The 17,756-nt window shown below is 68.7% G+C and carries 17 protein-coding genes and 1 tRNA gene; 9 read left to right on the forward strand and 9 right to left on the reverse strand.

The genetic code is table 11. The features are described from left to right. Positions 1 to 24: 24 nt before the first annotated feature. Positions 25 to 573: a DNA-binding protein gene (locus tag AB0E67_RS25720; protein ID WP_362030899.1), complete on the reverse strand. Its 549-nt coding sequence runs from the start codon at positions 571 to 573 to the stop codon at positions 25 to 27. Between the two features lie 172 nt (positions 574 to 745). Between AB0E67_RS25720 and AB0E67_RS25725 the strand changes: the two genes are divergently transcribed. Beyond that, a tRNA-Ala gene (locus AB0E67_RS25725) sits at positions 746 to 818 on the forward strand. 104 nt (positions 819 to 922) lie between these two features. Here the strand turns inward: AB0E67_RS25725 and AB0E67_RS25730 are convergent. Beyond that, entirely contained in the window at positions 923 to 1,666 is a 744-nt protein-coding gene (locus AB0E67_RS25730; protein ID WP_362030964.1) for a DUF5324 family protein, read from the reverse strand. A 563-nt stretch (positions 1,667 to 2,229) separates the two neighbouring features. On the opposite strand from AB0E67_RS25730, the gene AB0E67_RS25735 reads away from it, so the two are divergent. Both AB0E67_RS25735 and AB0E67_RS25740 read left to right on the forward strand, forming a co-directional pair. Then, entirely contained in the window at positions 2,230 to 2,757 is a 528-nt protein-coding gene (locus AB0E67_RS25735; RefSeq protein WP_351517567.1) for a peptidylprolyl isomerase, read from the forward strand. Positions 2,758 to 2,920: 163 nt separating this feature from the next. Beyond that, positions 2,921 to 3,823 carry a rhomboid family intramembrane serine protease gene (locus AB0E67_RS25740; RefSeq protein WP_362030966.1) on the forward strand — a complete coding sequence of 301 codons (903 nt, stop codon included), beginning with the start codon at positions 2,921 to 2,923 and terminating at the stop codon, positions 3,821 to 3,823. A 399-nt stretch (positions 3,824 to 4,222) separates the two neighbouring features. On the opposite strand, the gene crgA is transcribed toward AB0E67_RS25740, so the two are convergent. Then, positions 4,223 to 4,477 carry a cell division protein CrgA gene (gene crgA / locus AB0E67_RS25745; protein WP_073790737.1) on the reverse strand — a complete coding sequence of 85 codons (255 nt, stop codon included), beginning with the start codon at positions 4,475 to 4,477 and terminating at the stop codon, positions 4,223 to 4,225. A gap of 140 nt (positions 4,478 to 4,617) precedes the next feature. Between crgA and AB0E67_RS25750 the strand changes: the two genes are divergently transcribed. From AB0E67_RS25750 to AB0E67_RS25775, 6 genes are read left to right on the forward strand one after another with little or no spacing between them, the layout of a single operon-like run. Continuing rightward, entirely contained in the window at positions 4,618 to 5,385 is a 768-nt protein-coding gene (locus AB0E67_RS25750; RefSeq protein ID WP_362030901.1) for a DUF881 domain-containing protein, read from the forward strand. A 26-nt stretch (positions 5,386 to 5,411) separates the two neighbouring features. After that, a complete protein-coding gene (locus tag AB0E67_RS25755) occupies positions 5,412 to 6,137 on the forward strand; it encodes a class E sortase (RefSeq protein ID WP_362030903.1) in 726 nt (241 codons plus the stop codon). Between the two features lie 57 nt (positions 6,138 to 6,194). Next, positions 6,195 to 6,377 carry a hypothetical protein gene (locus AB0E67_RS25760; RefSeq protein ID WP_073790732.1) on the forward strand — a complete coding sequence of 61 codons (183 nt, stop codon included), beginning with the start codon at positions 6,195 to 6,197 and terminating at the stop codon, positions 6,375 to 6,377. Next, a complete protein-coding gene (locus AB0E67_RS25765; protein WP_362030905.1) occupies positions 6,374 to 7,012 on the forward strand; it encodes an aminodeoxychorismate/anthranilate synthase component II in 639 nt (212 codons plus the stop codon). Before AB0E67_RS25760 ends, AB0E67_RS25765 begins: the two co-directional genes overlap by 4 nt. Then, positions 7,009 to 8,670 (forward strand): class E sortase, encoded by a 1,662-nt coding sequence (locus AB0E67_RS25770; protein WP_362030907.1) that lies wholly within the window; start codon positions 7,009 to 7,011, stop codon positions 8,668 to 8,670. The genes AB0E67_RS25765 and AB0E67_RS25770 overlap by 4 nt, the downstream gene beginning before the upstream one ends. A 27-nt stretch (positions 8,671 to 8,697) precedes the next feature. Continuing rightward, positions 8,698 to 9,426, forward strand: coding sequence for a class E sortase (locus AB0E67_RS25775; protein ID WP_362030909.1), 729 nt, complete (start codon positions 8,698 to 8,700; stop codon positions 9,424 to 9,426). A gap of 152 nt (positions 9,427 to 9,578) precedes the next feature. Here the strand turns inward: AB0E67_RS25775 and pknB are convergent, their stop codons facing one another. From pknB to AB0E67_RS25805, 6 genes are all read right to left on the reverse strand, one after another. Further along, positions 9,579 to 11,564 (reverse strand): Stk1 family PASTA domain-containing Ser/Thr kinase, encoded by a 1,986-nt coding sequence (gene pknB, locus AB0E67_RS25780; RefSeq protein ID WP_362030911.1) that lies wholly within the window; start codon positions 11,562 to 11,564, stop codon positions 9,579 to 9,581. Positions 11,565 to 11,731: 167 nt separating this feature from the next. Beyond that, positions 11,732 to 13,186, reverse strand: coding sequence for a penicillin-binding transpeptidase domain-containing protein (locus tag AB0E67_RS25785; protein ID WP_362030913.1), 1,455 nt, complete (start codon positions 13,184 to 13,186; stop codon positions 11,732 to 11,734). Next, complete coding sequence (locus AB0E67_RS25790; protein ID WP_362030915.1) at positions 13,183 to 14,583, reverse strand: FtsW/RodA/SpoVE family cell cycle protein; 1,401 nt, start codon at positions 14,581 to 14,583, stop codon at positions 13,183 to 13,185. The genes AB0E67_RS25785 and AB0E67_RS25790 overlap by 4 nt, the downstream gene beginning before the upstream one ends. A 22-nt stretch (positions 14,584 to 14,605) precedes the next feature. Beyond that, the gene (locus tag AB0E67_RS25795; RefSeq protein ID WP_362030917.1) at positions 14,606 to 16,111 is read right to left on the reverse strand and encodes a Stp1/IreP family PP2C-type Ser/Thr phosphatase; all 1,506 of its coding nucleotides are present in this window, start codon (positions 16,109 to 16,111) and stop codon (positions 14,606 to 14,608) included. 129 nt (positions 16,112 to 16,240) lie between these two features. Next, positions 16,241 to 16,756 carry an FHA domain-containing protein gene (locus AB0E67_RS25800; protein WP_351517553.1) on the reverse strand — a complete coding sequence of 172 codons (516 nt, stop codon included), beginning with the start codon at positions 16,754 to 16,756 and terminating at the stop codon, positions 16,241 to 16,243. 10 nt (positions 16,757 to 16,766) lie between these two features. Further along, complete coding sequence (locus tag AB0E67_RS25805; RefSeq protein WP_362030918.1) at positions 16,767 to 17,654, reverse strand: DUF3662 and FHA domain-containing protein; 888 nt, start codon at positions 17,652 to 17,654, stop codon at positions 16,767 to 16,769. Positions 17,655 to 17,756 lie beyond the last annotated feature (102 nt).

Below are 17,756 nucleotides of genomic sequence, written 5' to 3' on the forward strand. Positions count from 1 at the left end.
TCCGTGTCCCGCGAACGCGCCGCGTCAGCCCTGGTGTCCCTCGTAGTGCGCCACCGCGTCCGCGGTGCGTCCCGCGCCGTACACCTTCAGGAACTCTGCCAGTTCCGGGTGGGTCGGGGCGAGGGAGTCCGCGGCATCGATGATGTCGCCGGCCGCCGCGACGGACCGCAGCAGCGACTGGATCTCGCGCACCACGCGCCGGACGGTCGGGGCGCCACCGGTGTGGGAGGTCTGGCTGGTGGCGGTGAGGACGGAGCCGCCCTGGGACTTCTTGATCTCCTCCATGCGGTCGGTGGCCTCGCCCGCGCTGATGCTGCCGTCGGCCACCTGACCTGCCAGTTCCTGGAGGGCCTGGACGCGCTGGACGACCGCGGGGTTACCGATCTTCGCGCGCTGACCGCTCATCAGCTGGGAGAGCATGGGGGCGGACAGCCCGAGGACTGCGGCGAGCCGGGCCTGGTTCAGGCCGAGGTCGTCGATCAGGCGGCGGAACAGGGCCCCGAGAGGTTCTCCGTACCAACTGCGCTGAAGCTCCCTGGCTCTTGCCGTTGCCTCTTGCTGAGCTGCATCCATGGCGTCTCCCCTTCGCTGCCGCTTCGCTGCTGCGAACCTCGTCGTGCATCTTACGGAGAGTGGTTGCCGACCGGGAGTCCCCATCTTTTTTGCGAGATTCCCGGGAGTACCCGGTACTCTGGTCTGCGGCGGTGGCCGAGGCGCGGAAACGTCCGGTGTTGTCCGCCTATTCGGGGCCTTAGCTCAGTTGGTAGAGCGCTGCCTTTGCAAGGCAGATGTCAGGAGTTCGAATCTCCTAGGCTCCACAGAACACGACGAAGCGGCTGCCGGAAGATCCCAAGATCTTCCGGCAGCCGCTTCGCTGTACGGGAGCCGCCGGTGGCGGCCGGGGCGGCGGTGGCCGAGCGGTTCAGCCGCGGTCGTCGGGGCCGGTGCCGTTCACGCCCTCCGGGCCGTCCGCGCCCCCGTTCCTCCTCGCCTCGCCGTTCTCCCCGGCTTCCCCGGACTCCGGGTCGAGCGGTGCCGGACCGGAACCGTCGACCGAGGACAGCGGGCCGCTTTCGGAGACCTCCGTGGGCGCGGACGGCTCGACCAGCCAGTCGGGGTTGGCCTGCTTGTCCCACCACCTCCAGGCGGCGTAGGCGGCGCCCGCCACGATGCCCGCCACGAAGAAGCCCTTGCACACCCGGCCGGCCTTCGCCCGCCGTTCGTGCTTCCTGGCCAGTTGCCTGATCTCCTTCGCGGTGACCTGGCCGCGCAGTGCGGCCAGCGCCGCCGCGCTGCGGGCCGACGCCTCCTCGGCCATGGGCTGGGCCACGGCCATCGCGTGCTCCATGCGCGGCACGGCGTAGTCCGCGGCGGTGCGGGCGGCCCGGCGGGTGCGGCACGCGGCGCGCTGCGCGACCTCGTCGACCTTGGGCGGGACGTGGGCGCGGGCCTGTTCGATACGTGGTGCGAGATGCGCGCCGTACTGGACACGGGCCTGATGGGCCGCCTTCGTCACCTTCGGTGCGAGCCGTGCGCGGGCCTCGTGCGCGAGATGCGCGGCCTGGTCCTTGGCCGTGTCGGCGTAGGGCGCCACCACTTCCGCGGCGTGCTGCACGCTGTCCTTGGCCGAGTCGGTTGCGGCGCGCACGCTGTCGATGCGGGTCACGGGATCCTCCTCCTTGGTGGCGGGTGGTTGGTCCGCCTTTCCACCCATTCAGAGATCATGCCTGCCGAAGGCGGGTCCGGCATGCGGGGCGGGCATCCGGGGCAGGCGTCCTGACCGGTCCGGGGCGTCCGGATGCCGTTGCGTCCGGCTGGTCGTGTTCGCGTGGTGCGACGTGGTTCAAGGGGGAGCTTGCCGACGAAGGTGCCGGGGTTCGGTTCAGCCCGCGCCGGTTCGTCACGCGCTTGGCCGCACGTGTTCCTGCGGGGAGCGGCACCTTCCTGCGGGGAGCGGGGAGCGGGGAGCGGGGAGCGGCCGAGCTGCCGAGCGGCACACGGCTGCGGCGTAACCCGTCGGGCGAGGCCGACACAGGTCGCCGGGTCGGAACGATGTGTGCCGTCGCGCGGGGATCGGGCATGGGAGTGAGGGGCGCGCGCGGGGATCGGGCAACGAGGTGAGCGGGGCGCGCGCGGGGTGGCGGCCGGGCGCCGGAACGGGCGGTCCGTGCGAGGATCGATGGGCGTCACCGACATCTGACGTCACCGAGGACTTACGGAAGGCAGATCGTGGCCGAGCAGCTTTACGCCACCTTGAAGACCAACCAGGGCGACATCGAGATCCGGCTCCTGCCGAACCACGCCCCCAAGACGGTCAAGAACTTCGTGGAGCTCGCCAAGGGCGAGCGCGAGTGGACGCACCCCGAGACCGGCAAGAAGTCCACGGACAGGCTGTACGACGGCACCGTCTTCCACCGTGTCATCAGCGGCTTCATGATCCAGGGCGGCGACCCGCTGGGCAACGGCACCGGCGGCCCGGGGTACGAGTTCGGTGACGAGTTCCACCCCGACCTGGCCTTCACCAAGCCGTACCTGCTGGCCATGGCCAACGCGGGCCCGGGCACCAACGGCTCGCAGTTCTTCGTGACCGTCGCGCCGACCGCCTGGCTCACCGGCAAGCACACCATCTTCGGCGAGGTCGTCGACCCGGCCAGCCAGAAGGTCGTCGACGCCATCGCGTCCACCCGGACCAACCCCCGCACCGACCGTCCGGTGGAGGACGTCGTCATCGAGTCGGTCGTCGTCGAGACCCGCTGATCACCTGCATCACCTGCGGTCATCGGATGATCACGTTCTGATCGTCCGATCGGGAACCAATCGCCCTGCTCGTCCGTACTTGTTACATGGCGGACGGGCAGGGCCGCGTCGTGCGTGCCGCCGCCACGACCAGGACCGAGGTGACCCGGAAGTGAGAGGACCGATGGACGAGCAGTCGCCGGAGGGCCGGGAGCGTCCGGGCGGCGCGGACGGTCCGCTCGGCTGCCACCGCCATCCCGGCCGCGAGGCGCACATCCGCTGCACCCGGTGCGACCGTCCGATCTGCACCGACTGCATGGTCGACGCCTCGGTCGGCTTCCAGTGCCCGGACTGCGTCCGCCGGGGGACCGGTACGGGACACGCCCCGGCCGCCGCCCGTCCGCGTACCCTCGCGGGCGGCGCCGTCGCAGCCGATCCCCGGCTCGTCACCAAGATCCTTCTGGGGATCAACGTCGCCGTGTTCGTCGCCGTCCTGGCGAAGGGCGACGAGCTGGTCAACCAGCTGCTGCTGCTCGGCCGCGCGACCACCTACTACGGCGGCCCGCTGGAGGGCATCGCCGAGGGACAGTGGTACCGCCTGGTGACGTCGATGTTCCTGCACCAGGAGGTCTGGCACATCCTCTTCAACATGTTGGGACTGTGGTGGCTCGGCGGTCCGCTGGAGGCGGTGCTCGGACGCGCCCGCTATCTCGCGCTCTACATGCTCTCCGGCCTGGCGGGCGGGGCACTCACCTACTGGCTCTCCGCCCCGGTGCAGGGATCGCTCGGCGCCTCCGGCGCGATCTTCGGCCTGCTCGGCGCCACCGCCGTGCTGATGCGCCGGCTCAACTACGACATGCGCCCGGTCTTCGCGCTGCTCGCCGTGAACCTGGTCATCACCTTCAACCCCTGGGGCGGAATCGCCTGGCAGGCGCATGTGGGAGGTCTGATCGCGGGCACGCTGATCGCGATCGGCATGGTGCACGCGCCCCGGGAGCGGCGTGCGCTGGTGCAGTACGGCACCTGTGCCCTGGTCCTGGTCGCGGTGATCGGCATCGTCCTCGCCCGGACGGCCGCGCTGACCTGACGCGGGCCGACCGACCCGGGGCGACCCGAGCCGGCCCGCGCCGCTCCACATGGACCTGAGAGCCGATCTCCTGGCGGCCCGAGCGGGCAGTTGCCGTGCGGCCGAGCCCGGAGGGCCCAGTTGTCCACAGCATGTGCCGGATCTTGTGCGTTCTGTGGGAACAAGTGAGCCCCTTGTCGCTGAGCTGGGTTTTTCCAGCGAGGACAAGGGGCCTGCCGACCCTGAAGGAGGGCGGCTGCAGTCACATCGGTGTCAACAGTCGGTGAGTTATCCACAGATCGTCTGACCTTTTCCCCTGCCTGTGGATAACGCTGTGGGTAACTTGGGGCAAGGCTTGCGCGAGCGGAGCCCGCTGTGCCCCGGCGCTCCGCGCCGGGGCGGGCCGACCCCGCCGCGGTCCTACTTCCACTGAGTGGAGACGCCGAAGCCACCGGCGATGAAGCCGAAGCCGACGACGATGTTCCAGTTGCCCAGCGACGTGATCGGGAGCTCGCCGTCGGTCACGTAGAAGACGACGATCCAGGCCAGACCGATCAGGAAGAGCGCCAGCATGACCGGCGCCACCCAGCTGCGGTTGGTCAGCTTTATATTGCTCGCCTGCTTCGCCGGAGGGGGCGTGAAGTCGGCCTTCTTGCGGATACGTGACTTCGGCACGAGGAACTCTCCTGTCGATGCGCTGCGTGACCGCGCAGGTAACTGTGGCTGGCGCCGGGGCGGGTGCGAGGGGGAATACTGCCTCCCCCGGGCGTCCGTTAGCGTAGTGCTTCCGTGGCGTCGAAGGAGATAAGGGTACGTTGAGCAATTCCGCCGACTCCTCCCGAGCGCCGGGCCGCCGCGCCTTCCGGCACCCGGCCCGGGTGCTCACCGCTGCGGTTTTCGCTCTCGCCGGCCTGATCTTCGTCACCAGCGCCAACACGGCCAAGGGCACCAACATCCGCACCGACGCCTCCCTGCTGAAGCTCTCCGACCTCATCCAGCAGCGCAGCGGCAAGAACGCCCAGCTGGACGAGACCAACGCGTCCGTGCGCGAGGACATCGACGCCCTCGTCCGGCGCGACGACGGTGCCACCGAGGAGGAGAACGCGCGGCTCAAAGAGCTGGAGCGGGCCGCGGGCACCACGAAGCTCTCCGGCCGCGGGGTGGCCGTCACCCTCAACGACGCCCCGCCCGACGCCACAGCGAACCCCGGCTACCCCGATCCCCAGCCCAACGACCTGGTCATCCACCAGCAGGACCTCCAGGCGGTCGTCAACGCGCTCTGGCAGGGCGGCGCGCAGGGCATCCAGGTCATGGACCAGCGGCTCATCTCCACCAGCGCGGTCCGGTGCGTTGGTAACACCCTGATCCTCCAGGGCCGCGTCTACTCCCCGCCGTACAAGATCACCGCGGTGGGCGATCCGGCCGCCCTCAAGCAGGCGCTCGACGACTCCCCGGCGATCAACAACTACCTGCTGTACGTGAAGGCGTACGGGCTCGGCTGGAAAGTCGACGAGCACCAGGCGGTGACTCTTCCCGGCTACTCGGGCACAGTGGACCTCCACCAGGCGGAGCCGGCGAAGTAGCGAGCTGCTGTGGGGAGGCCGACGCGGTGTCGGTGCGACTGATCGTGCGGACGTTCAGCGAACTCTGCATCACCGTCGGTGCCCTGATCGTGCTCTTCGTGGTGTACGTGCTGTTCTGGACCGGGGTACGGGCCACCGGCGCGGCCGAGGACCAGATCGGCACCCTGCGCGACCAGTGGGCCCACGGGGCGGCACCCGCCTCCGTGTCACCCGCGCCTTCCGTATCACCCGCGCCCTCCTCGTCCCCGACGGCGGCGCCGGAGCCCGTCCCCGCGGCGTACCGGGACGGCAAGCCGTTCGCGATGCTCTACATACCCCGCTTCGGCAAGGGATGGGAGTGGCCCGTGCTGGAGAACACCGGGACCCGGACCCTGCAGAAGGGAATCGGCCACTACTCCGGGACCGCCCGCCTCGGCGAACTGGGCAATTTCGCGCTGGCCGGGCACCGCCGCACCTACGGGGACCCGTTCAAGGACTTCCCGAAGCTTCGCCCCGGGGACGCGGTGCTGCTGACGGACGGGACGACGTGGTTCACGTACCGCGTCGACAGGAAGCCCTACCGGACGGTGCCGGGCGACATCGGGGTCATCGACCCGGTACCCCGCAAGTCCGGCTTTGACGGGCCGGGCCGCTATCTGACACTGACCACCTGCGACCCCGAGTGGGGGAGCAGCCACCGGCTGATCGCCTGGGCGCACCTCGACGAGACCCGGCCCGTGGCCGACGGCAGACCGGCGGCTTTCCACAGCTGACCCACGCGCGCGCCCCGGCCCTTTAGTCTGGTTCCCGTACCGAATGGAGGGGACCGCATGTACGGCTGGATCTGGCGGCACCTGCCGGGCAATGTGTGGGTGCGTGCGCTCATCTCGCTCGTGCTGGTGCTGGCCGTCGTCTACGCGCTTTTCCAGTACGTCTTCCCGTGGGCGGAGCCACTGTTGCCGTTCGGCGACGTGACGGTCGACGGCGAGGGCGGATCGGGGGCCGGACGATGAGCGCCCGCATTCTCGTCGTGGACAACTACGACAGCTTCGTCTTCAACCTCGTCCAGTACCTCTACCAGCTCGGCGCCGACTGCGAAGTGCTCCGGAACGACGAGGTGTCCACGGCGCACGCCCAGGACGGCTTCGACGGGGTCCTGCTCTCCCCCGGTCCCGGCACCCCCGAGCAGGCGGGTGTCTGTGTGGAGATGGTCCACCACTGCGCGGCGACGGGCGTCCCGGTCTTCGGGGTCTGCCTGGGGATGCAGTCGATGGCGGTGGCGTACGGCGGTGTGGTGGACCGCGCCCCGGAGCTGCTGCACGGCAAGACCTCGCCGGTCGTCCACGACGGCGCAGGGGTCTTCGCGGGCCTTCCCTCCCCCTTCACCGCGACCCGCTACCACTCGCTCGCCGCCGAACCGGACATGATTCCGCCGGAGCTGGAGGTGACGGCCCGCACGGCCGACGGCATCATCATGGGGCTGCGCCACCGTGAGCTGCCTGTGGAGGGCGTGCAGTTCCATCCGGAGTCGGTGCTGACCGAGCACGGCCACCTGATGCTCGCCAACTGGCTGGCGCAGTGCGGCGACACGGGAGCCGTCGCGAGATCGGCGGGGCTCGCGCCGGTGGTGGGCAAGGCCGTAGCGTGACCGAGCTCCGCCCCGAACCCGACGCCGGACGGGACGGCCCGTACGAGCGGGGAGCGTACGAGGCGGGTGCCTCCGGGACGGCGAGCGCGTTCGAGGCGGCGGGCTTCGAGGAGACGGGTGCCTTCGAAGCGGCGGTCGGTCGGCTGGCCGATCCGCTGAACGACCCGCTGCCGGGGCCGGTTCCGGGGCAGCACACGTTGCCATGGTTCCGCGCGGAGAGCGTGTCGCCGCCCGCGGAGGCCGTGTCGTCGGACGAACCGGGACCGGGGCACGAGCAGGGGCGGGGCCGGCGGCGAGGGCAGCACCGGGCTCCGGACCCCCAGGCACGGGCGCAGACGTATGTTCCGGCCCCCGAGCAGGCACAGACGTCACAACAGCCACACCCGGCGCAGCCGTCACCGTCATCACAATTGCCGGAGTCATCACCGTCCTCACAGTCATCGCCGCCGACACCGTCATCACCATCGGCACAGTCACCGCGGCCGCCACGGATGGCGCGTGTCTCTCAGGAGACCCCGCCGGAGTGGTACGACCCCGAGGGCTTCGAACGGGACTGGTACGGGTCACGGAACCCCGCACCGGCGCCCGAGGCGCGGCCGGTCCCTCCGCGGCCCTCCTCCCCCTCGTCCGTGGCTTCTGCCGTCGCGGACGACGAGGCGGCCGGGGCGCGGGCAGCGGAGCCCGGGGGCGCCGACGATCCACTGGCGTCGACCCGGCAGATGCCTCCGCTTTCCGTCCCCGTTCCCGACCCTATTCCTGTTCCCGGGCCGGACCCGGAGTCGGTGTCGGAGACGACATCGGTGTTGGCGTCGGACCTGGAGCCGGAGGAACCGCGCACCGGGGGCCGTGCCGAGCGCCGACGGGCCGCGAAGGGACGAGGCCGCCGACGTGCCGAACCGCGGCAGGGGCCCGCGAGTCCCGCCCCGCCGACGCCCGACAGGCCGATGTCGCGGGTCGAGGCGCGGCGTGCGGCGCGTGCGGCCAAGGAGAGCCCGGCCGTCGTCGCCAGCCGGGTCGTCGGCGAACTTTTCATCACGCTCGGTGTTCTGATGCTTCTGTTCGTCACGTACCAGCTGTGGTGGACGAACGTGCGCGCCGACCAGTACGCCGGCAAGGAGACGCACAAGATCCAGGACAAGTGGGCGAAGGGCGACCGCACTCCCGGCGTCTTCGAGGCGGGACAGGGCTTCGCCATCCTCCACATCCCCAAGCTGGACGTGGTCGCTCCGATCGCCGAGGGCATCAGCAAGGAGAAGGTCCTCGACCGGGGCATGGTCGGCCACTACGCCGAGGGCGCGCTGCGCACTGCGATGCCGTCGGACAAGCAGGGCAACTTCGCGCTCGCAGGCCACCGCAACACGCACGGCGAGCCCTTCCGCTACATCAACCAGCTGGGCCCCGGTGACCCGATCGTGGTCGAGACGCAGGACACGTACTACACGTACGAGATGACGAAAATGCTGCCGCAGACCTCGCCGTCCAACATCTCGGTCATCGGTCCGGTGCCGCCGGAGTCGGGATTCACCAAACCCGGCCAATACATCACGCTGACGACGTGTACACCGGAATTCACGAGTACGTACCGTTTGATCGTCTGGGGCAAGATGGTCGACGAACGACCGCGCAGCAAGGGGAAGCCCGACGCGCTTCTCGACTGACACATCATCACCACAGGGACGGGTGCGGTGACAACGAGGACCGAGCACGAAGAGCTGACCGGCGAGTCCGCGCCACCGTCGCGGCGTGCGGGCCGCCATCCCGTCGAGACCGCGATCAGCGTCTTCGGTGAACTCCTGATCACGGCGGGCCTGGTCCTGGGCCTCTTCGTGGCGTACTCCCTCTGGTGGACCAATGTGCTCGCCGACCGTGAGGCGACGAAGCAGGGGGACACCGTCCGCGACCGCTGGGCGGACGGGCCGGGCGCGCTGGACACCAAGGACGGCATCGGCTTCCTGCACGTTCCGTCGATGAGGAACGGCGAGGTGCTCGTCAAGAAGGGCACCGACACCGAGAACCTCAACGACGGCATCGCGGGCTACTACACGGACCCGGTGAAGTCGGCCCTGCCCTGGGACAAGAAGGGCAACTTCACCCTGGCGGCGCACCGCGACGGGCACGGTGCCAAGTTCCACAACATCGACAAGGTGCGGACGGGCGACGCGGTCGTCTTCGAGACCAGGGACACCTGGTACGTCTACAAGGTCTTCAAGGAGCTTCCCGAGACGTCGAAGTACGACGTCGACGTGCTGCTGCCGGTGCCGAAGGGATCGGGCGCGAAGAAGCCCGGCCGATACATCACGCTGACGACCTGCACACCGGTCTACACGTCCAAGTACCGCTACATCGTGTGGGGCGAGCTGGTGCGTACGGAGAAGGTCGACAAGGACCGCACGAAGCCGGCGGAGCTGCGCTGATGCCCGTCGGGTACAGTGCCGCCCCGTTGCGCGCCCCCATGAACGGCGCGAGCACGGTCATGACGGCGCGAACGCGGTCGTGACGGCGATGGCAAAGGGCCCCGGTCACCCGTTGTCGGGTGACCGGGGCCCTTTGAGGCCGGGACGGACGGTCAGTGTCTCCGCTGACCGTTCGGGCCGCCGAAGGAGTTGCCGTCCCCTCCGCCGGGAATGGTCATCACGCCGACCTCGCTGTTCTTGTCGACCTGCTGTCCCTGGCCGGGCTGGGAGGTGACGACCCGGGCTTTGTCGTCGTTCGGGCCCTGTACCTGACCGAGCCGGAGTCCCGCCCCTGCGAGCAGGTTCTTCACCTCTCCGAGGGTCTTGCCCTGGATGTCGGGAACCGTGGTCTGCTCCGGCTGCTTCGGGCCCTTCGACACCGTCAGGACGATCTGGGCGTCCAACGGCTGCGCCGAGTTCCCCGGCGGGTTCTGGCTGATGACCGTTCCCGCGGGCTTGTCCGAATCGACGTCGGTCCTGGAGACGTTCTTGAAGCCCAGGGCGGTGAGCTGTGCCACCGCGTCGTCATAGCTCCGGTCGGTCACCGGCGGAAGCTGCTGGGTGGCCTGCTTGGCGACCGTGATCGTGACCTCGGAGTTCTTCTCGGCCTTCGTTCCACCTTCGGGGTCCTGCTTGATGACCGTGCCCGGGTTGCTCTCGGACTCGACCGCGGTGACGTTGACCGTGAAGCCCTTGTCCTCAAGGTTCTTACGGGCGTTGGCCTCGGACTTCTCCGTGACGTCCGGGACCTCGACCTTCGGCGGACCGGCGGAGACGACGACCGTGACGGTGTCCTTCTCGGCCATCTTGTCGCCGGCGGTCGGGGTCTGGCTGCAGATCTTGTCCTTGGGCTGGTCCTCGCAGGGCTCGTGCGAACCGACCTTGAGGACGACACCGGCGTTTTCCGCGAGTTTCTGTGCCTGCTCCACGGTCGAGCCGACCACGTTCGGCGCACTGATCCGGCCGCTGTCGTCGTTGCCACCAGAGAGCGACTTGCCGATCAGGATCGCACCGATCAGGACCAGGACACCGGCGACGACCAGCAGGATCGTCGACGTGTTGCTCTTCTTCTGGCGGCGACGGTCCGGGCGGTCGTCGTAGCCGTACCCGCCGTCGTCCGGGTTGACCGGGGGCAGCATGGAGGTGGCGCCCGCGCCGTTCTGGTCGGCGGAGTGCAGTGCCGTGGTGGGCTGGTCGCCGTAACCGCCGTCGTAGCCGCCGTAACCGGGCGCGCCCATCGCCGCCGCGGCTGCGACCGGCTGACCGTCGAGGCACGCCTCGATGTCGGCGCGCATCTCGTCGGCCGACTGGTAGCGGTAGTCGGGGTCCTTGACCAGGGCCTTCAGCACGATCGCGTCCATGGCGGGCGTGATCTCGGGGTCGAAGTTGCTGGGCGGCTGAGGCTCTTCCCGCACGTGCTGGTAGGCGACCGCGACGGGGGAGTCCCCGACGAACGGCGGCCGGACGGTCAGCAGCTCGTAGAGCAGGCAGCCGGTCGAGTACAGGTCGGATCGCGCGTCGACCTGCTCGCCCTTGGCCTGCTCCGGCGAGAGGTACTGGGCGGTGCCGATGACGGCCGCGGTCTGGGTCATCGTCATGCCGGAGTCGCCCATGGCGCGGGCGATGCCGAAGTCCATGACCTTGACCTGCCCGGTGCGCGTCAGCATGACGTTCGCCGGCTTGATGTCACGGTGGACGATGCCCGCGCGGTGCGAGTACTCCAGTGCCTGGAGGATGCCGACGGTCATCTCCAGGGTCCGCTCGGGCAGCAGCTTGCGGCCGGAGTGCAGGAGCTCCCTGAGCGTCGATCCGTCGACGTACTCCATCACGATGTACGGGATGGAGACCCCGTCGACGTAGTCCTCGCCGGTGTCGTAGACCGCGACGATCGCCGGGTGGTTGAGCGAGGCGGCGGACTGGGCCTCACGGCGGAACCGGGCCTGGAAGGACGGGTCGCGGGCCAGGTCGACCCGGAGCGTCTTCACAGCTACGGTGCGGCCGAGCCGGGTGTCGTGTGCGAGGTAGACCTCGGCCATGCCACCACGGCCGAGCACCGAGCCCAGCTCGTACCGGCCGCCGAGGCGACGCGGCTCTTCCATAACTGTTCCAGCCCTCTCCGTCAGTCCCGACCGCACCGGTGCGCGGTCCGGCGGTGTGCTGCTCGCGCCTACGCTACCGGCCGCGCACTACCCGATCGGCCCGGAGCCCGGACCTGATACCTGACCGGTATCCGAAGATGCAGGTATGACACTTGGTGTGACGGTCATCACTTCTTGTCGATGACCGCTTTCATCACTGCCTTGGCGATCGGGGCGGCCAGACCGCCACCGGAGATGTCGCCGCGGTTCGCCTCGCCGTCCTCGACGACCACGGCCACGGCGACCGGGGAGCCGTTGTCGGTCTTGGCATACGAGATGAACCAGGCGTACGGCTTCTCGCTGTTGTTGAGGCCGTGCTGGGCCGTACCGGTCTTGCCGCCGACGGTGACGCCGGGGATCTGGGCGTTCTTACCGGTGCCGTCCTGGACGACGGTCTCCATCATCCGCTGGAGCTTCTGGGCGTTCTCGGCGGAGAGGGCCTGGCTGAGCTGTTCCTTCTTGTGGGTGTAGATGACGTCCAGGTTGGGTGCCTGGCGCTCGGCGACCATGTACGGCTGCATCAGCTTGCCGTCGTTGGCGACCGCGGCGGCGACCATGGCCATCTGGAGCGGGGTGGAGCGGTTGGACGCCTGGCCGATGCCGGCCATGGCGTTCTGCGGCCGGTTGTCCTTGGGGTAGATGCTGGCGTCGGACCGTACCGGAGTGAAGATCTCCTTGTTGAAGCCGAACTTGTCGGCCTGGTCGATCATCTTCTGGTTGCCGAGGTCGTCGCTGATCTTGCCGAAGACGGTGTTGCAGGACCACCGCAGCGCCTCCCGGAGCGAGGCGTTCTCGCACGGGATGTTGCCCTCGTTGTTCAGGTTGTTGGTCGACAGGGGAAGTCGCCAGGGCAGCGGGGAGTTCGTCTTCGCGTCGATGTCGGTGTACAGCCCGTTCTCCAGGGCCGCGGCGGCGGTGACGACCTTGAAGGTCGAGCCCGGAGGGTAGGTCTCGCGCAATGCTCGGTTGAGCATCGGCTTGTTCTTGTCCTCCAGAAGGACCTTACGGGCCTTCTCGTCCTTGAGGGAGTTGCCCGCGAACACCGAGGGGTCGTACGAAGGCGTACTGACCAAGGTCAGGATCGCGCCAGTCCTCGGGTCGAGCGCGACCACGGCGCCCTTCTTGTTGCCGAGCTTCTCGAATGCTGCCTTCTGCGCAGCACCATTGAGAGTGGTGACGATGTTGCCACCCTTCTTCTGGCCGCCCGTGAAGAGGGACAGTGTGCGGTCGAAGAAGAGCTGGTCGCTGTTGCCGGTCAGAATGCCGTCTTCAAGGTTCTCGAGCTGCGAGGCATCGAAGGCTTGTGAGGAGTAACCGGTCACAGGAGCCCACATGGGGCCGTTCTTCCATACCCGCTTGTACTTGAAGTCGCTGCCTGAGGTCTCGACGGATCCGGTGACGGGGTTGCCGTCGACGATGATGTTGCCGCGCTCGTGCGAGTAACGCTCGATCTGAACACGGCGGTTGTGCTCATGCCCATTCAGTTCGTCGGCACGCACGTACTGGAGCCAGTTGACACGGACCAGGAGAGCGAGGACGAGCAGCCCGCAAAAAATTGCGATCCTGCGAAGTGGCTTGTTCACGGTCGGACCACCTGGGTCATTTCGGCGTCGGGTGACGGAGCTGGGGCCGGCGCGGGGCGCCGTGCGGTGTCGCTGATACGGAGCAGGATGCCGACCAGGGCCCAGTTGGCGATCACGGACGAACCACCTGCCGCGACGAACGGCATGGTCATGCCGGTCAGCGGAATGAGTCCCATGACACCACCGGCGACGACGAAGACCTGAATGGCGAAGGAGCCGGAGAGACCGATCGCGAGAAGTTTGCCGAAGGGGTCGCGTGCGGCGAGAGCGGTGCGAATGCCGCGCTCCACGATGAGACCGTAGATCAAGAGGATGGCCATCATTCCGGCAAGGCCGAGCTCTTCACCGACAGTGGCAAGGATGAAGTCGGAGTTGGCGGCGAAGCCGATCAGGTCCGAGTTGCCCTGGCCGAGTCCGGTGCCGAGAGTGCCGCCGGAACCGAAGGCCATGAGGGACTTGGCCATCTGCTCGCTCGCGGCTTCCTTGCCCCAGCCCGCGAAGGGGTCGAGCCAGGCGGTGACGCGCTGCTGGACGTGTGGCTCGAACGAGGCGACGCCGACAGCGCCCGCAGCGGACATCAGCAGACCGAAGACGATCCAGCTGGTGCGTTCCGTGGCCACGTACAGCATGACGACGAACATGCCGAAGAACAGCAGGGAAGAACCGAGGTCGGTCTCGAAGACCAGAATCAGGATCGAGAAGGCCCAGACCATGAGGATGGGGCCGAGGTCACGGCCCCGCGGCAGGTACAGCCCCATGAAACGGCGGCTGGCCAGGGCCAGGGCATCGCGCTTGACCATCAGATAGCCCGCGAAGAAGACCGTGATGATGATCTTGGCGAACTCGCCGGGCTGAAGGGTGCCGATACCTGGGATCCGGATCCAGATCTTGGCACCGTTCACCGCTGGGAAGAACATCGGAAGGATCAGCAGGAACAGCGCTACGACCATGGAGATGTAGGTGTAGCGCTGCAGGATGCGGTGGTCCTTGAGGGTCAGCAGTACGACCACGAGCAGTCCGACCCCGACCGCCGAGAACATCAGCTGCTTGGACGCGGCGGGGGCGAAGGTCTTCAGCGCCTGGAATCTCTCCGACTGGTCCAGGCGCCAGATGAGTGCAAGGCCCAGACCGTTGAGCAGCGTGGCCAGCGGTAGAAGTAGCGGGTCCGCGTAGCGAGCGAATCTGCGCACGGCGAGATGCGCGATGCCTGCGAGCAGGGCGAGCCCGAGGCCGTATCCGAGCATGCCGGAGGGCAGTTCGCCGTTGAGAGCAAGGCCCACGTTCGCGTAGGCGAAAACCGAGATGAAGACCGCGAAGACGAGCAACGCCAACTCGGTGTTGCGGCGGCTCGGTGCGTCGATCGCGCCGATCGTGGTCGTATTGGTGACAACGCTCATGGTGCTGAAGGCCCCCTACGGCTTACTGCTTACCGCACTGCGGGACCAGCTTTTTCTCTTCCGCCGAGAGGCTGGGGCCAGGAGTGGGGGTCGCTGCGGTCGACTTGGTCGTGGCGGTGCTCGGTGTGGTGGACGGCTTGACGGCGTCCGAGTCCGCACCGGCGGCTTGGCCCTCGTCGGAGCGAGCCTTCTCGGCCGCGCGTCGCTGGGCGTCCTTCTTGCAGGCGGATGCCTGGACGGCGAGTTCGCCGATCTTCTCGCGGGCGGAGGCGAGGTCGCTCTCGGCGATGGTCGCCTCGACCTGCTTGCGCTGGTAGGCCGGGAGGTACTCGAGTTCGATCTCCGGGTGATCCTTCTCGACCTTCGAGAGCGAGACCCACGCCAGGTCCTGACTGATGCCCCGGAACAGCGCGACGTGCTCGTTGTTCGCGCCGACGTAGAACTGGTTCTGGGTCCAGCGGTATCCGCTGTAGACGCCACCGCCGATGACGGCCAGCGCCAGGACGGTGTAGAGCGACCTCTTGAACCACTTCCGGCCGCCGCCCGGCTTCACGAAGTCTTCGTCCGTGTACGCGTCGAAGGAGCTCTCGGGCATTTCTCCGTACCCGGCGGCTTCGCCGCTCCCGGGCGGGCCGAATCCGCCCGCGGGAGGCGGTACGGGGCGGCCCAGGCCGGCCGCCCGTCCGGCGGGGGTCTGCATGGCGGCCGTGCTCTCGCCGGCGGCCATCTGTGCCGCCTGGTTCTCGGCGACAGCGCCGACCACGACCGGGGTGTCGTTGAGCCGCCCGGAAAGGGTGTCGTTGTTGTCGACGTCGACGACGTCGGCGACGATGCAGGTGATGTTGTCCGGGCCGCCGCCGCGCAGAGCGAGCTGGATCAGCTCCTGGATGGTCTCCTGGGGGCCCTGGTAACTGGCGAGAGTCTCCTCCATCGTCTGGTGGGAGACGACGCCCGAGAGCCCGTCGGAACAGATCAGATAGCGGTCGCCGACCCGGACCTCGCGGATCGAGAGATCGGGCTCGACGTGGTCGCCACTGCCCAGTGCCCGCATCAGGAGGGCACGCTGCGGGTGGGTGGTGGCCTCCTCCTCGGTGATCCGGCCCTCGTCGACCAGCCGCTGCACCCAGGTGTGGTCCTGGGTGATCTGAGTGAGCACGCCGTCGCGCAGCAGGTACGCGCGGGAGTCGCCGACGTGGACGAGACCGAGGCGCTGACCGGTCCAGAGCAGGGCGGTGAGCGTCGTGCCCATGCCCTCCAGCTGGGGGTCCTCCTCGACCATCATGCGCAGCTGGTCGTTGGCCCGCTGGACGGCCGAGCCGAGCGAAGTGAGGATGTCCGAGCCCGGGACGTCGTCGTCGAGCTGGACGAGCGTGGAGATCACCTCGGAGCTGGCGACCTCTCCGGCCGCCTGTCCGCCCATGCCGTCGGCGATGGCGAGGAGGCGCGGACCGGCGTAGCCGGAGTCCTCGTTGCCCTCCCGGATCATGCCCTTGTGCGATCCGGCGGCGAAGCGCAGGGAAAGACTCATGCGCACCTCGCCCGTCGGCTCGGGGTACCGCCGGTCTCGAGCCACACTGCCCACCCTCCGGTCGGGAGCCGGGCCGGGTCCGTTGCCCGGGCCGCTGCGGCTCGCTCGCTCCGCTCGCTCATTGTCGTACTACTTCCGCAGCTCGATGACGGTCTTGCCGATACGGATCGGCGCGCCCAGCGGAACAGGCGTCGGGGTGGTGAGCCGGGTCCGGTCGAGGTACGTGCCGTTGGTGGACCCGAGGTCCTCGACGATCCACTGGCCGTCACGGTCGGGGTAGATCCTGGCATGCCTGCTGGACGCGTAGTCGTCGTCCAGCACGATCGTCGAATCGTGGGCCCGTCCCAGCGTGATGGTCTGCCCCTGGAGCGCGACCGTGGTGCCGGTGAGCGACCCCTCGGAGACGACCAGCTTTGTGGGCGCTCCCCGACGCTGCCGGCCGGACTGCTGGCGCTGCTGCGGCGGGGCCGCGGCGTTCTGGCGTGCCTGTTGTGGTCGCGCGTCGTTCGTGGTGCGGCGTGAGCCGCGCTGCGTGACGCGCGTTCCGAACAGGTCGCTGCGGATGACCTGGACGGCCACGATCACGAACAGCCACAGAACAGCCAGGAAACCTAGCCGCATGACCGTCAGGGTCAGCTCTGACATTGCCCCCGCTTCACCCTTCGGCTTGCCGGTAAACGATGGTGGTGCTGCCCACGACGATCCGCGAGCCGTCGCGGAGCGTAGCGCGGGTGGTGTGCTGCCCGTCCACCACGATGCCGTTGGTGGATCCGAGATCCTGGATCGTCGGGGGCGTTCCGGTCCGGATCTCACAGTGCCGACGCGATACGCCGGGGTCGTCGATCCGCACGTCGGCGTCGGTGCTGCGCCCCAGCACCAGCGTCGGGCGGGAGATCTGGTGGCGAGTGCCGTTGATCTCGATCCAGCGCCGCACCTGCGCGTTCGGCAGGGGGCTGGGGCCGGCCGGCGGGTGCCGGTCGGCGCCGGTCGCTCCCGGCCTGCCGGCGCTTGGCGGCGGGGCCGAGGGCATGGGCGGGGCGGAGCTGGGCGGGTAGCCGTAGCCACCGGTGGGCTGCGGGGGCCGCCCCTGGGCCGGGTAGGGGGACTGGCCGGGCTGTCCCGGGTGGTTCGGCGCTTCCTGCCGACCGAAGTCCTGGTGCTGTGACGAACTCGACGCCAGAGTGCGGCTGCGCACCCGGTACAGGCCGGTGTCGAGATCGTCGGCCTTCTCCAGGTGGACCTTGATGGGGCCCATGAAGGTGTACCGCTGCTGCTTGGCGTAGTCGCGGACCAGCCCGGAGAGTTCGTCGCCCAACTGGCCCGAGTACGGGCTGAGTCGCTCGTAGTCGGGCGTGCTGAGCTCGACGATGAAGTCGTTGGGCACGACGGTCCGCTCGCGGTTCCAGATCGTCGCGTTGTTGTCGCACTCGCGCTGGAGGGCTCCCGCGATCTCCACCGGCTGGACCTCGGACTTGAAGACCTTGGCGAAGGTGCCGTTGACCAGACCCTCGAGACGCTGCTCGAAACGCTTCATGACTCCCATGGGGCACCTCCTCCGTTGTGGTCGGCCCGGTACTGCTTACTGATCGTATCCACGCGTCGGGAAATCGGCTGGTTCCCCTTGTCTGCCCTGTGGATGAGTGTC

It is taken from the genome of Streptomyces sp. NPDC032161, assembly GCF_040636995.1.
Lineage (GTDB): Bacteria > Actinomycetota > Actinomycetes > Streptomycetales > Streptomycetaceae > Streptomyces.

Coding starts and splice junctions, on each gene's coding strand:
- pknB (WP_362030911.1), bottom strand. CDS start 11,564: ATGGAAGAGCCGCGTCGCCTCGGCGGCCGGTACGAGCTGGGCTCGGTG.
- AB0E67_RS25765 (WP_362030905.1), top strand. CDS start 6,374: ATGAGCGCCCGCATTCTCGTCGTGGACAACTACGACAGCTTCGTCTTC.
- AB0E67_RS25795 (WP_362030917.1), bottom strand. CDS start 16,111: ATGAGTCTTTCCCTGCGCTTCGCCGCCGGATCGCACAAGGGCATGATC.
- AB0E67_RS25800 (WP_351517553.1), bottom strand. CDS start 16,756: ATGTCAGAGCTGACCCTGACGGTCATGCGGCTAGGTTTCCTGGCTGTT.
- AB0E67_RS25760 (WP_073790732.1), top strand. CDS start 6,195: ATGTACGGCTGGATCTGGCGGCACCTGCCGGGCAATGTGTGGGTGCGT.
- AB0E67_RS25790 (WP_362030915.1), bottom strand. CDS start 14,583: ATGAGCGTTGTCACCAATACGACCACGATCGGCGCGATCGACGCACCG.
- AB0E67_RS25740 (WP_362030966.1), top strand. CDS start 2,921: ATGGACGAGCAGTCGCCGGAGGGCCGGGAGCGTCCGGGCGGCGCGGAC.
- AB0E67_RS25805 (WP_362030918.1), bottom strand. CDS start 17,654: ATGGGAGTCATGAAGCGTTTCGAGCAGCGTCTCGAGGGTCTGGTCAAC.
- AB0E67_RS25720 (WP_362030899.1), bottom strand. CDS start 573: ATGGATGCAGCTCAGCAAGAGGCAACGGCAAGAGCCAGGGAGCTTCAG.